Here is a 12,739-nt window from a genome sequence, read left to right on the forward strand (position 1 = left end):
GCGGAAGGGGGAGGTCGATGACCTCGAAGGCGGAACGTGCGGCCGGAACCGTTCGGGTGCCCACTGTGCCGCCTGTGCCCGCGCCTCGTTCCCGCGCGGACGACTACGACCGGCTCCGCCGGGGCTTCTCCTGGCAGGTCGCCCGGGACCGGATGTCCGGGCTTCCTGGCGGTCGGGGCCTCAACATTGCGTACGAGGCGGTCGATCTGCACGCCGAGGGACCGCTGGCCGGAAAGGTCGCCATGCGGTGCCGGGACCTGCACGGGAACGTCACCGACCACACCTACGCCGACCTGGCGACCGGCAGCAACCGGTTCGCGAACCTGCTCTGCCGAGTCGGAGTGGGACGGGGTGACCGCGTCTTCTCCTTGCTGGGCAGGGTTCCCGAGCTTTATGTAGCCGCGCTCGGCACGTGGAAGAACACCAGTGTGTTCGCGCCGCTGTTCTCGGCGTTCGGACCGGAGCCGGTGCGGGAGCGGATGCGAATCGGGGAGGCGCGAGTACTGGTCACCACGCCGCGGTTGTACGAGCGCAAGGTGGCGCCGGTCGTCGGCGAGATGCCCCACCTGGAGTACGTACTGCTGGTGGGCGCCGCGGTCGACACTTCCGGGAGCGGCGCGGGCGACGCCGGCGCGGGTGGTCCCGGACGGATCGACCTGCGGACGGCACTCCTCGACGAACCCGACGACTTCGAGATCCCGCCGACCGACCCCGAGGACGTCGCGCTCCTGCACTTCACCAGCGGTACGACGGGTCGCCCGAAGGGTGCCGTACACGTTCACGAGGCGGTGGTGGCCCACCACGCCACCGCGGTGTTCGCCCTGGACCTGCACGAGAACGACGTCTACTGGTGTACGGCCGACCCGGGCTGGGTGACCGGCACCTCGTACGGCATCGTCGCACCCCTCACCCACGGCGTGACGATGGTCGTGGACGAGGCCGAGTTCGACCTGCGCGGGTGGTACTCCCTGCTGGAGAACGAACGCGTGACCGTCTGGTACACCGCGCCCACCGCGTTGCGGATGTTGATGCGGTACGGCGCCGAACGCGCCCGCGCCCACGACCTGTCCGCGCTGCGGTTCGTGGCAAGTGTGGGCGAACCGCTCAACCCGGAGGTCGTCCGGTGGGGTGAGGAGGCGTTCGGTCAGCCCGTACACGACAACTGGTGGCAGACCGAGACCGGCGCCATCATGATCGGCAACTTCGCGAACCTGGCGGTGCGCCCCGGATCCATGGGACGGCCGATTCCCGGTGTCAACGCGACCTTGCTCGTTCGGGGAGAGGACGGCCGGGCGAGGGTCGTGGACGGTGAGGTCGGCGAGGTCACCGAAATCGACGTCGTCGGAGAGATCGCACTACGGCCGGGCTGGCCCTCGATGTTTCGCGGGTACGTCCACGACGACGCGCGCTACGCGGCCTGCTTTGCCGGCGGGTGGTACCTCAGCGGCGACCTCGCCCGGCGGGACGCCGACGGCTACTACTGGTTCGTGGGCCGGGCGGACGACGTGATCAAGTCGGCCGGTCACCTGGTCGGGCCGTTCGAGGTGGAGAGTGTCCTGCTCGGCCACCCCGCCGTCGCCGAGGTCGGTGTGATCGGCAGACCCGACCCGGTCGCGGGCGAGATCGTCAAGGCGTTCGTGACGCCTCGTCCGGGAGTGCAGGTGGACGACGACCTGCGGCTGGACCTGTTGGCGTACGGCCGGCGGAAGCTCGGTGCCGTCGCTCCCCGCGAGGTGGAGTTCGCGGCGAGCCTCCCGCACACCCGTAGCGGAAAGGTCATGCGGCGCCTGCTGCGTGCCCGCGAGCTGGGCCTGCCCGAGGGCGACACCTCGACGTTGGAGCGACTGTGATCGAAGCGAAGAGCGGGTTGAACAGCGAGGAGCGCCGGGTGCTACTGCGCGACATGGTGCGGGTCCGGCGGTTCGAGGACCGCTGTTTCGAGTTGTACACCACCGGCGACATCCGTGGCTTCCTCCACCTGTACGTCGGCGAGGAGGCGGTCGCGGCCGGCGTGATCCCGATGCTGCGCCCGGAGGACGCCGTGGTGTCGACATACCGCGAGCACGGCCACGCTCTGGTGCGCGGTGTTCCGATGGACGCGGTGATGGCCGAGATGTTCGGCCGGCGGACCGGCTGCAGCGGCGGCCGGGGCGGCTCGATGCACCTGTTCGACGGCGAACGCAGGTTCTACGGCGGCAACGCCATCGTGGGTGGCGGCCTGCCCGTCGCGGTCGGTCTCGCGCTCGCGGACGCGATGCGGGGCCGCCGGCAGGTGACGGCGTGCTTCTTCGGCGACGGCGCGTTCGCGGAGGGAGTGTTCCACGAGTGCGCAAACCTCGCGACGCTGTGGCGGCTGCCTGTGCTGTTCGCCTGCGAGAACAACCTGTACGCCATGGGAACCGCACTCGCGCGTTCGCACTCCAACACCGACCTGGCCCTGCGTGCCAGTTCGTACGGCATGCCGGCGTGGCCGGTGGACGGCATGGACGTGTTCGCCGTACGCGACGCCGCCGCGCGCGCCGTCGAGGTGGTCCGAGCCGGCGGCGGGCCCTGCTTCCTGGAGCTGCGTACCTACAGGTACCGCGCGCACTCGATGTACGACCCGGACCTGTACCGCGACAAGGGTGAGATCAAGCGGTGGAAGGAACGTGACCCGATCGAGGCGCTCGCCGACCGGATGCGGGCGACCGGCGACCTCGCCGCGGGTGATCTCGAGGCGCTCGAACGCGAGGTCGACCAGGAGGTCGACCGGGCGGTGGCGGTGGCAGGGTCGGCACCGCTGGAACCGGTCGAGAACCTGACCAGGTTCGTCCACTCCGAGCGGCGGTCCACTCCGGACCCGGAGCAGCGGCCCGTACCGGAATCCGTACGGCCGTCGGAATCGGGACAGCCGTCGGAATCGGGACAGCGGCGGGCCCCGGAATCCGAACCGGCGCAGAGCTGAGGCGACCATGGGACTGGTGAAACTCACCTACCGCGAGGCGATGCGGGCCGCGATCCGCGACGCGCTGCGGCGTGACGACCGGGTGTTCCTGATGGGCGAGGACGTCGGCCGGTACGGCGGCTGTTTCGCGGTCAGCCTGGGGTTGCTGGAGGAGTTCGGACCCGAACGGATCCGGGACGCGCCGCTGTCGGAGGGTGCGTTCGTCGGAGCGGGCATCGGCGCTGCGATGAATGGCATGCGACCGATCGTGGAGATCATGACCGTCAACTTCAGCTTGCTCGCGCTCGACCAGATCGTGAACAACGCGGCGACGCTGCTGCACATGTCGGGTGGACAGTTCAACGTCCCGGTGGTGATCCGGATGACCACCGGGGCGGGACGTCAGCTCGCGGCGCAGCATTCGCACAGCCTGGAAGGCTGGTACGCGCACATTCCGGGGTTGCGGATCCTCACTCCCGCGACCGTGGAGGACGCGCGCGGCATGCTGTGGACCGCGCTGTGCGATCCGGATCCGGTGCTGGTGTTCGAGCACGGCTCGCTCTACAACGCCGCGGCACAGATCGACGAGAACGCCGGCCCGGTCGACATCGACCGAGCGCTGGTCCGCCGGCCCGGCCGGGACGTGACCGTGGCGACGTACGGCGGAATGCTGCCGCGTTGCCTGGAGGCGGCGGAGGACCTGGCCCGCGACGGTGTGGACGCCGAGGTGATCGACCTGCGTACTCTCCGCCCACTCGACGACGCCATGATCCTGGACTCCGTCCGGCATACGCACCGCCTGGTCGTCGTCGACGAGGGGTGGCGCTCAGGCAGCGTGTCGGCGGAGATCAGCACCCGGGTCGTCGAGCAGGCCTTCTACGACCTCGACGCCCCGATCGAACGGGTGTGCACGGCGGAGGTTCCGCTGCCGTACGCCCGGCACCTCGAGGAGGCAGCCCTGCCGGGGCCGGTGGCGATCGCGGCGGCGGCGCGGAGGACGGTCGGCGATGGCCGGTAGTGGCGGGTGCGGCGTCCGCGATGGAGCCGGCGGCGTGGGCACCGGCGCCGGTAGTGGAGTCGGCACGACGTCGTTCACGATGCCGGTGCTCGGGGCGGACATGGAAAGCGGCACGGTGACGGAGTGGCTCGTCGGCCCCGGCGACACGGTGCACAAGGGGGACGTCGTCGCGGTCATCGACACCGCGAAGGCCGACATCGACGCGGAGTGTCTGCACTCGGGCGTGGTCGAGGAGATCCTGGTTCCAACGGGCCGGTCTGTCCCGGTGGGTACGCCGTTGGCGACGCTGCGACCGCTGCCGGCGGAGCTCCGCGAGCGGGCCGGCGAAGGAGGTGGCAGACCTGCTCGGCGGGAGCGGGGCCGTACCGGTAAGGCGCCCCGCGGAGCGCCTACCGGTCCGTTGGTGCGTCGGCTCGCCCAGGAGCTGGGTGTCGACCTCGCGCAGGTGACCGGTACGGGCAGGGGCGGCGCCATCACTCGGGCGGATGTACAGCGGGCCGCCGGCGCCGAGGTGTCGCGACGCCGCGAGCCGGCGCCACCGGAGCCGGTGCAACAGGAGCGGGTGCCACAGGTGCCGGTGCCACAGGTGCCGGTGCCACTGGAGCCGGTGCCACTGGAGCCGGTGCCACTGGAGCCGGTATCGCCGCGCCCCGAACCCGTACCGCGACCTGGTGAGCGGGCGCGCGGGATCCGGATATCCCCGTACGCGGCCCGGCTGGCCGCCGAACTAGGCGTCGCCCCAGCCACGATCCATGGAACGGGGCCGGGCGGGGCGATCCGGGCGGTGGACGTGCGGACCGCACACGCGCGCGAAGTGGAAGCGCCGCCCAGCGAGGCAATCCGCGAGGCGGTCCTCGAGCCGATGCGTGAGCGCCCCGTCGAGGCGCCCGCCCTCCCCGCACCGCGGCGGCCTGCCGGCGCCCGAGACCTGCAGGCCGGGGCCCGCGACCGGATCGCCGCGATGCGGGCGACGACCGCCAGGTTGATGGCGCGTTCGAAGCGGGAGATCCCGCACTACTACCTCAGTACGACCATCGACCTGGCCGAGGCGCTCGGCTGGCTTCGCGGCCGCAACCTGGAGTTGCCGGTCGAGGAGCGGATCGTTCCCGCGGCCGTGCTGTTGAAGGCGACGGCGCTGGCCGCCGATCGCGTACCCGAGATGAACGGCTTCTGGCGGAACGACCGGTTCGAGCCCGCGCCGGAGGTGAACCTCGGTGTCGCTGTCTCGGTCCGCGGCGGTGGGCTCATAACCCCCGCTCTGCTCGACGTGGCCGGAGTACCGCTCGAAACGCTGATGGCCCGCCTGCGCGACCTCGTGGGCAGGGCACGCTCGGGCCGTCTGCGCGGCGCGGAACTCGCCGCCGGCACGCTCACGGTCACCAACCTTGGGGACCTCGGTGTGGACAGCGTGTACGGCGTCATCTACCCGCCCCAGGTGGCACTGGTCGGGTTCGGGCGGGTCGTCGAACGTCCCTGGGCGGAAGGGGGAATGCTCGGGGTCCGGCCCACGGTGACCGCCACGCTTTCGGCGGACCACCGGGCCAGCGACGGGAGCATCGGTGGGCGGTTCCTGGCCGAGATCGCCCGCCTGGTCGCACGCCCCGAAGTGCCGGGGGAACGGGGGGTCGTGGGATGACGCCGGAGGAAGCGCGGGGTGTGGTGCTGGCGGCGCTGCGGCAGACGGCGCCGGAGGTGGATGTGGGCAAACTCGACCCGGACGCGCCCCTACGGGAGACGGTGGAACTCGACTCGCTGGACTTCGAGAACTTCGTGGTTCAGCTCAGCGAAGGCGCCGGCCGCCGGATCGAGGAGGACGACTATCCGCGTCTCGCCACCATGACCGAGTGTGTGCGGTTTCTCGCGGACGGCGGCGACCGGTGACGCATGTCGGTGGGCCCGCCTACGGTGTTCCCACCGACCACGACGAAGGTATCGGCGAGGACGTGACATGACCAGTTCCGTGGCTACAGGTGATCAGCGGGTGGCGCGCGACCAGCAGGGGGAGCTGGGCGGTGTGCTCGACCGGCACCGGGTCGAGCTGACCGGCTACTGCTACCGCATGCTCGGCTCGGCGTTCGAGGCCGAGGACGCCGTGCAGGACACCATGCTGCGGGCCTGGCGTTACCACGACCGGTACGACGGGCGGGCCTCGCTGCGCTCGTGGCTCTACCGCATCGCCACCAACGTGTGCCTCGACGCGCTCGAGGGGCGAAAGCGCCGAGCCCGGCCGATGGATCTCGGGCCGGCGCAGACGGCGGACAACTTCGCTCTCGGTGAGCCGCTCCCGGACGCCGTGTGGGTGCAACCCGTGGTTGACGGGCAGGTGGTGCCGGCGTCGGGCGACCCGGCCGAGGTGGCCCTGGCGCGCGAGTCGATCCGGCTGGCGTTCGTGGCCGCGCTGCAGCATCTGCCGCCTCGCCAGCGCGCCGTGCTGATCCTGCGGGAGGTGCTGCGCTGGCGGGCCGCCGAGGTCGCCGAACTCCTCGACACCACCGTGGCGTCGGTCAACAGCGCCCTGCAGCGTGCTCGGGCGACGCTGGAGGCGATCGACGTGACCTCCGCCGAGCCGGTACGCATGGACGACGAGGGCCAGAAGAAGCTGCTGGCGCGTTACGTCGACGCGTTCGAACGCTACGACATGGACGCTCTGGTGGCCCTGCTGCACGAGGACGCCACCCTGTCCATGCCGCCGTACGCCCTGTGGGTGCACGGTCCGGCGGAGATCACCACCTGGATGAGCGGTCCCGGGATCGGGTGCGCGGGTTCCCTGCTGGTCCCGGTCGCGGTGAACGGCTCACCGGCGTTCGGTCAGTACCGACGGGACCCGGCCGGTGGTTACGTCGCGTTCGCTCTGCAGGTGATCGAGGTCGCCGACGGTGCGGTGACGGCGATCAACGCGTTCCTGGATACGGAGAAGATGTTCCCGTTCGCCGGCCTCCCGCTGCGCCGGGACTGACACGGCGGAAGAGTTCCCCGGTGCTGCCGCGGCGCCCCCAGGCGATGAAGCCGACGACCACCGCGACGATCACCGGGGTGGCGGCGTTCTTGCCGTCCATGACGGTGACCTGGGTGATGAACGCGCCCACCATCAGGCCGATGTACGCGAGGGCGGCCAGGCCGGCAAGTAACGGGACGAGGAGCGCGATCGCACCGGCGAGCTCGAGGCTGCCGGTGAGGTATATGAACCAGTCGCCGAAGCCGATCTTGTCGAAGATGACCGTCGCGGAGGGGTGGGCGATGAGCTTCGGTACCCCACTCGCCAGGAAGAAGGCGGCGGTGAGCGCCTGCACCACCCACAGCGTGACGTTCATCCGGCGGCCCGGTCGGTGACCGGCTCGCTCCGCCGAGGGGGTGGGGGCGTTCGCTGTCGTGCTCATGGCTTCCTCCGGCTCCGCCGTCTGCGCCCGTGGTGCCGGTAGCTCCGGCCGCTCCTGGGTCTTCGTGAGCTTTGACGACGGCGATCCACGGAACTCATCGGTGTGATCCAAGCTGGGTGACCGATGAGTTGCGGACGGTCGGCGGGTCGAAGAGATCGTGGACGACGGGTGGGGAACACGAGGGCGAACCGACGATGACGAACGGTCTTCGCCGGACGCTGCTGCGGGTGGGGCGGTGGTGGTCTTCCTGGAGGGACCGATCGAGCGGTCGGAGATCCCGGATCTGTGCGCGCGGTTCGCGGCACTGCTGGGCGAACGACCCGGCCGGAGCGTCATCTGCGACGTGGCCGGGCTCACCGAGTCGGATGCGGTCGCGGTGGAGGCGTTGGCCCGGTTGCAGCTGACCGCGGGCCGGCTCGGCCGCCGCCTGTGGCTGCGGCATGCCCCGTGCGGATTACGCCGGCTGATCGCGCTGGTCGGACTGGCCGACGTGGTGCCGTCGTTGCCGGCAGGCATGCGGATGGAGCCAGCCGACGGTGGTTCAGGGATCGAAGGTGCTTCAGGGGTCGAGTCGCGGCGGCAGCCCGAACAACGGGAACCACCGGTCGGTGTCGAGGAAGTTGTTCAGCCCGACGATCCGGCCCCCTGAGATCTCGATGACCTGCAGGGCCCACGGCTCGTAGCCACCGTCGGCGGCCGGGCGGTACTGACCGAAGGCGGGCGAGCCGTTGGCGACGGTCGGCAGGAGCCGCGACCCGCGGCAGCCGCTGCCGGTGCCGACCATCCACGCCTGGATCTCCGCGTGTCCCCGCAGCCACAGGTCGAACGGCGGCATCGACAGCGTGGCGTCCTCGCGCAGCAACGAGGTGAGGGACTCCAGGTCGTAGCGCTCGAACGCGTCGACGTACCGCTTGAGCAGGTCGCGCTGCTCGTCGTTCAGCGGCGCGTACACGTCGGACTCGGTGACGTTGGCGGACGCCAGTGTGGCGCGGGCGCGCTGGAGGGCGCTGTTGACCGACGCGACCGTGGTGCCGAGGAGTTCGGCGACCTCGTTGGCGTGCCATTCCAGCACCTCACGCAGGATCAGCACGGCCCGCTGGCGGGGAGGAAGGTGCTGCAACGCGGACACGAACGCGAGGCGTACGGTCTCCCGGCGGGCGGCCACCTCGGCGGGGTCGGCGTCCTCGGCCACCACCCGGCCGTCGGGGATCGGCTCCAGCCAGGTCACCTCCGGCAGCGCGCCCGGGAGTGGTGCGGACGCGGTGGAGGCGGCCTGGAGATCCATCGGCCGGGCCCGGCGGTTGCGGCCGTTCAGCAGGTCGAGGCAGACGTTGGTGGCGATGCGGTAGAGCCAGGAGCGGAACGCGGCCCGCCCCTCGAAGCGGTCGAAGGCCCGCCACGCCCGGACCAGCGTCTCCTGCACGGCGTCCTCGGCCTCGAACCCCGAGCCGAGCATGCGGTAGCAGTAGCCGGTCAGCTCGGTCCGATGCCGTTCGAGGCTCGCCTCGAGTTCGGCGGCGTTGCGTGGCACCTCGCGGACGGCGGTCGCTGTCACGCCAGTCGCTGTCACGCCGGTCGCGGCTTCGGTCATCGGATGTACTCCTGTCGATCAGCGTCGATCCCCGGCCGCGTCGAGCAGTGGTGAGCAGCATTGAGCAGCAGCCTCGATCCGCGCCGACACCGGATCCAGGCCCCGGACACGAACGTCTGGGCATCGTAACGGCCGGGTCCGACAAAGCGCACTACCTGAGGTCGCCGGTCGCGATCCCGGCGACGAAGTGACGCGCGGTCAGCAGAGATCGGGGCCGCGGGGATCGGGGCCGCGGGGATCGGCGCCGCGGGGAGGGGGACATCGCATGCGCCGCGCCGGTGACCCCGGTCCATGGGGACCCAGTCCACCCGGGAGGTTCGGAGAGCTGCATAAAGGTCCGGATCAATTGGCGCGTGATTGCGCTGCCCACCTGGTCGGCCGATCAGGCATTGGTACTGTCCTTTGTCTTGGCCTTTTCGTCCGGGCGTGGACGACGAGTGGACGGAGTGCGGATGGCGACCGGCCCCGAGGTGACCCCCGAGATAAGTGCAGCGGTGAGCCCGGCGGTGCGGGCGCTCGAGGGCGGACTGGTGGTGTCCTGTCAGGCAGGTGCCGGCCATCCGCTGGCCGACCCGGATGTCATCGCACGGCTCGCGGCATGCGCGGAGGCAGGCGGCGCGGTCGGCGTACGCGTCGAGTCGGCTGCGGACGTGCGCGCGGTGCGGGCACGGATCAAGCTGCCCGTCATCGGCATCCGCAAGGTCGACGTGGGTGCGCACCGTCCGTTCATCACCCCGGCGCTGGCCGACTGCGCCGCGCTCGCCGAGGCGGGCGCCGACATCATCGCGCTGGAGGCGGTACCCGACAACCGCGCGAGCGCCGACGAGGCGGCCGGCCTGATCCGGGCCGTTCGCGAGCAACTCGGCCGCCCGGTGATGGCCGACGTCGCCACCCTGGAGGAGGGCCTGGCGGCGTGGGCGGCCGGAGCGGACCTGGTGGGTACCACCCTGTCCGGCTACACCCGTGCCTCGGCTTCCCGGGTCGGCCCCGACCTCGCCCTGGTGGCCGACCTCGCCCGGCACGGGGTGCGCGCTGTCCTGGAGGGGCGGGTGGACCGGCCCGAGCAGGTCCGGGCGGCCTTCGAGGCGGGCGCGTGGACGGTGGTGGTGGGTACGGCGATCACCGACCCGATCTCGCTGACCCGCCGGTACGCGGCCGGTGCGCCCCGCGGCGTGTGAGGGGTGTGCTCGTGAAGGGTGTGCTCCGTGCTCCGTGCTCCGTGCTCCGTGCTCCGTGGCCGGTGCGCCCCGCGGTCGGTCGGAGAAGCTTGATTTCCTGAACCCTGGAAGGGATTCCCATGCGCATCGCGTTGTTGCCCCTGGACGAGCGACCCGTCAACGCGACCTTGCCCGCGCACATCGCGGCGATCGCGGGCGCGGAGGTGCTCACCCCGCCGGCGGAGCTGCTGCCGCGGATGCGGACGCCCGGACGCGCCGACGAGCTGGCCGGCTGGCTGGCGGAGGTGGCCGGTGAGGTCGACGCGCTCGTGGTGTCGCTGGACACGCTGGGGTACGGCGGGCTGATCGGTTCGCGGACGACCCAGGACGCGGCTTCGGCGGTGGTGGAGCGGCTGGCGGTGCTGGAGCGCATCCGGCCCCGTCATCCCCGGCTGCCGATCACCGCGGTGACGACGGTGATGCGCGCGTCGCGTTCGTACAGCCCGGCGGAGGAACCGGAGTACTGGTCCCGGCACGGTGTCGAACTGCACGACCTGGGTGGTGCGCTGCACCGGGAGTTCCTCGGCGAGCCGCACGAACGTGAGCGGCTGACCGCGGCGGTGCCGGCCGACGTACAGGCCGACTTCTGGTTGCGGCGGCTGCGCAACCACACCGTCGACCTGTTCACCCTCGGCCTGGCCGGGCGGGGAACGCTGGACACGCTGCTGGTGACCGCCGACGACACCGCGCCGCGGGCGGCGGGTTCGCTGGAGCAGGTCTGGCTGCGGCACTGGGTGTCGGCGACCGGGCTGGGCACCCGGGTGCTGATGTATCCGGGCGCGGACGAGGTGGGGTCGGTGCTCGTGGCCCGCGCCCTGGCCGACGGTGAGCAGGTAGAGGAGGAGGTGCGGATCGCGGTCGAGTTCCGCGAGGAGGGCGGTGCGGACCGGATCGCGCCGTACGAGAACGTCCCGATCGCCGCGGGGGTCGCCCGGCAGATCGCCGCCGCCGGTGCCGAGGTCGTGCCTTTCGGGGGAGAGCATGATGACGCGGACGCGGTGATCGTGGTGCACGCGCCGGATCCGCGTCGCGGCGATCAGACCCGCCGCGGCGAGGCCACCGACCAGGCGGTCGTGGACGCGGTCGTGGATCGGGTGGCCGAACTGGTCGAGGCGGGCAGCAGTGTCGGCGTGGCCGACGTGCGGTACGTCAACGGGGCCGATCCCGCCCTGGTCCGTGCGCTCGCCGAACGCGGCGTGCTGGACCGGATCACGGCGTACGGCGGCTGGAACACCGCGGGCAACACGGTCGGCTCGGTGGTGGCCGCGCTGGTCGCGCACGTCGTCGGGCACCGTCGTGGCGGCGTCGACGAGATCGCGCAGAGCCGGCTGCGGTGGCACCGGATCGTGGAGGACTACGCGTACCAGGCGGTTGTCCGCGGCGAGCTGGCGCAGGAACAGCCGTACGGTGACCACATGTCCGTGCCCTTCGCCGACCAGGCCGACGTCGAGAGCTACCTGGAGCGCTGCGCGAAGCGGCTGCCGGAGGTGGCCGAGCAGCTGGGCGGGGCCGACGCGCGCCGGTGGCTGGTCACGTCGCCGCGGCTGCCGTGGGGGCGGACGTTCGAGATCGACTTCGACCTGGTGCCGCGCACGTGAGGACGCGAAGGTGGGTGGCGTGAGGATCGCGGCGGTCGACGGCGGGCAGACCGGCCTGCGGCTGCGGGTGGTCGGGCCGGACGGGAGTACGGCGACGGCGACGGCCGGCGGGTTCGACTACGACGCGGGTGACCCGGCGGCGACCGTACTCGCGCTGGTGAAGCAGGCCTGGGACCGGCTGCCCGCGGCCGGGCGCGAGCCGGTCGACCGGGTCGGCATGGGCCTGACCGGTGACCACCGGCCCGAGGAGGTACGCCGGATCGAGGCCGGAGTGGCGGACCTGCTGGGAGCGGGGCAGGTGGAGGTACGCATTGCCCACGACGCGGTGACCGCGCACCTCGGCGCGCTGGGCGGGGCGCCCGGCGTGGTCGTGGTCGCGGGTACCGGCGTGGTGGCGCTGGCGAGGACCGGCGATCGTGACGGCTCGGGTGCGGGTGCGGGTGCGGGTGCGGGTGCGGGGGTGACCGCGCGGGTCGACGGCTGGGGTCATCTGCTCGGGGACGAGGGCGGCGGGTTCGCGGTCGGCCGGCATGGACTGCGGGCCGCACTCGCGGCGTACGACGGACGGGGGCCGCGGACCGCGCTCGCCGCCGCCGCGGTGGACCGGTTCGGGCCCCTGGACGGGCTGCCGCGCCGGCTCTACGGGACCGGCGCGACGGTGGCCGACGTGGCGGGGTTCAGCCGGCAGGTGGCCGAGGCGGCCCGGGCCGGTGACCCGGTGGCGGTGGGGATCTGGCGCGACGGTGTGGCCGCGTTGGTGGGTACGACCCGCGCCGCGGTGAGCCGCTACCTGGAGCTGACCGCTGACCAGCAGCCGGCGGCTGAGCCGGGCACGGTGGCGGTGTCGTGGGCGGGCGGGCTGATGGGGGTGGCCGACCTGGTGCGGGACCCGTGGCGCCGGCGGGTCGCGGCCGAGATCCCGCAGACTCGCGTGGTCGATCCCGTCGGAGACGGCCTGGACGGCGCCGTCCTGCTCGCCACCGGCAACGGCCACGGCCGCACCCACGGGTAGGTA

12 protein-coding genes are annotated in these 12,739 nt (G+C 72.0%); 10 read left to right on the plus strand and 2 right to left on the minus strand.

All coding sequences use genetic code 11. The features are described 5' to 3' along the window. Positions 1 to 17: 17 nt before the first annotated feature. The 6 genes from acsA to FHR37_RS29630 all read left to right on the plus strand — a co-directional run bounded on the left by acsA (position 18) and on the right by FHR37_RS29630 (position 6,897). Positions 18 to 1,850 (plus strand): acetate--CoA ligase, encoded by a 1,833-nt coding sequence (gene acsA / locus FHR37_RS29605; RefSeq protein WP_092885948.1) that lies wholly within the window; start codon positions 18 to 20, stop codon positions 1,848 to 1,850. Beyond that, positions 1,847 to 2,944, plus strand: a complete 1,098-nt coding sequence (gene pdhA / locus FHR37_RS29610) for a pyruvate dehydrogenase (acetyl-transferring) E1 component subunit alpha (protein WP_202818251.1) — start codon at positions 1,847 to 1,849, stop codon at positions 2,942 to 2,944. The genes acsA and pdhA overlap by 4 nt, the downstream gene beginning before the upstream one ends. A gap of 7 nt (positions 2,945 to 2,951) precedes the next feature. Further along, the gene (locus tag FHR37_RS29615; RefSeq protein WP_092885950.1) at positions 2,952 to 3,941 is read left to right on the plus strand and encodes an alpha-ketoacid dehydrogenase subunit beta; all 990 of its coding nucleotides are present in this window, start codon (positions 2,952 to 2,954) and stop codon (positions 3,939 to 3,941) included. Positions 3,942 to 3,975: 34 nt separating this feature from the next. Further along, positions 3,976 to 5,577: a 2-oxo acid dehydrogenase subunit E2 gene (locus tag FHR37_RS29620; protein WP_202818252.1), complete on the plus strand. Its 1,602-nt coding sequence runs from the start codon at positions 3,976 to 3,978 to the stop codon at positions 5,575 to 5,577. Continuing rightward, positions 5,574 to 5,822: an acyl carrier protein gene (locus FHR37_RS29625; RefSeq protein WP_092885952.1), complete on the plus strand. Its 249-nt coding sequence runs from the start codon at positions 5,574 to 5,576 to the stop codon at positions 5,820 to 5,822. Before FHR37_RS29620 ends, FHR37_RS29625 begins: the two co-directional genes overlap by 4 nt. Positions 5,823 to 5,889: 67 nt before the next feature. Beyond that, positions 5,890 to 6,897, plus strand: a complete 1,008-nt coding sequence (locus FHR37_RS29630; RefSeq protein ID WP_092885954.1) for a sigma-70 family RNA polymerase sigma factor — start codon at positions 5,890 to 5,892, stop codon at positions 6,895 to 6,897. Here the strand turns inward: FHR37_RS29630 and FHR37_RS29635 are convergent. Beyond that, the gene (locus FHR37_RS29635) at positions 6,833 to 7,318 is read right to left on the minus strand and encodes a DoxX family protein (protein ID WP_092885956.1); all 486 of its coding nucleotides are present in this window, start codon (positions 7,316 to 7,318) and stop codon (positions 6,833 to 6,835) included. The genes FHR37_RS29630 and FHR37_RS29635 overlap by 65 nt on opposite strands. Positions 7,319 to 7,556: 238 nt before the next feature. Here FHR37_RS29635 and FHR37_RS33570 point away from each other — a divergent pair, with 238 nt between their 5' ends. Then, positions 7,557 to 7,967: an STAS domain-containing protein gene (locus FHR37_RS33570; RefSeq protein ID WP_378079810.1), complete on the plus strand. Its 411-nt coding sequence runs from the start codon at positions 7,557 to 7,559 to the stop codon at positions 7,965 to 7,967. Here the strand turns inward: FHR37_RS33570 and FHR37_RS29645 are convergent. Continuing rightward, the gene (locus FHR37_RS29645; protein WP_092885960.1) at positions 7,878 to 8,909 is read right to left on the minus strand and encodes a sigma-70 family RNA polymerase sigma factor; all 1,032 of its coding nucleotides are present in this window, start codon (positions 8,907 to 8,909) and stop codon (positions 7,878 to 7,880) included. The two genes, FHR37_RS33570 and FHR37_RS29645, sit on opposite strands and share 90 nt — an antisense overlap. Before the next feature lie 452 nt (positions 8,910 to 9,361). On the opposite strand from FHR37_RS29645, the gene FHR37_RS29650 reads away from it, so the two are divergent. The 3 genes from FHR37_RS29650 (at position 9,362) to FHR37_RS29660 (ending at position 12,736) form a co-directional block, all read left to right on the plus strand. Further along, positions 9,362 to 10,087, plus strand: coding sequence for an N-acetylmannosamine-6-phosphate 2-epimerase (locus tag FHR37_RS29650; RefSeq protein ID WP_092886291.1), 726 nt, complete (start codon positions 9,362 to 9,364; stop codon positions 10,085 to 10,087). 119 nt (positions 10,088 to 10,206) lie between these two features. Then, complete coding sequence (locus FHR37_RS29655) at positions 10,207 to 11,724, plus strand: DUF4127 family protein (protein ID WP_092885962.1); 1,518 nt, start codon at positions 10,207 to 10,209, stop codon at positions 11,722 to 11,724. Positions 11,725 to 11,743: 19 nt separating this feature from the next. Continuing rightward, positions 11,744 to 12,736 carry an N-acetylglucosamine kinase gene (locus FHR37_RS29660; RefSeq protein ID WP_175542663.1) on the plus strand — a complete coding sequence of 331 codons (993 nt, stop codon included), beginning with the start codon at positions 11,744 to 11,746 and terminating at the stop codon, positions 12,734 to 12,736. The last annotated feature ends 3 nt before the right edge of the window (positions 12,737 to 12,739 follow it).

This window comes from Actinopolymorpha cephalotaxi (genome assembly GCF_013408535.1).
GTDB classification, from domain to species: domain Bacteria; phylum Actinomycetota; class Actinomycetes; order Propionibacteriales; family Actinopolymorphaceae; genus Actinopolymorpha; species Actinopolymorpha cephalotaxi.

What these genes read in the sequence shown, in the direction of transcription:
- acsA (WP_092885948.1), top strand. Translation starts at nt 18, where the DNA reads ATGACCTCGAAGGCGGAACGTGCGGCCGGAACCGTTCGGGTGCCCACT.
- FHR37_RS29630 (WP_092885954.1), top strand. Translation starts at nt 5,890, where the DNA reads ATGACCAGTTCCGTGGCTACAGGTGATCAGCGGGTGGCGCGCGACCAG.
- FHR37_RS29615 (WP_092885950.1), top strand. Translation starts at nt 2,952, where the DNA reads ATGGGACTGGTGAAACTCACCTACCGCGAGGCGATGCGGGCCGCGATC.
- FHR37_RS29635 (WP_092885956.1), bottom strand. Translation starts at nt 7,318, where the DNA reads ATGAGCACGACAGCGAACGCCCCCACCCCCTCGGCGGAGCGAGCCGGT.
- FHR37_RS29650 (WP_092886291.1), top strand. Translation starts at nt 9,362, where the DNA reads ATGGCGACCGGCCCCGAGGTGACCCCCGAGATAAGTGCAGCGGTGAGC.
- FHR37_RS29645 (WP_092885960.1), bottom strand. Translation starts at nt 8,909, where the DNA reads ATGACCGAAGCCGCGACCGGCGTGACAGCGACTGGCGTGACAGCGACC.
- FHR37_RS29655 (WP_092885962.1), top strand. Translation starts at nt 10,207, where the DNA reads ATGCGCATCGCGTTGTTGCCCCTGGACGAGCGACCCGTCAACGCGACC.
- FHR37_RS29625 (WP_092885952.1), top strand. Translation starts at nt 5,574, where the DNA reads ATGACGCCGGAGGAAGCGCGGGGTGTGGTGCTGGCGGCGCTGCGGCAG.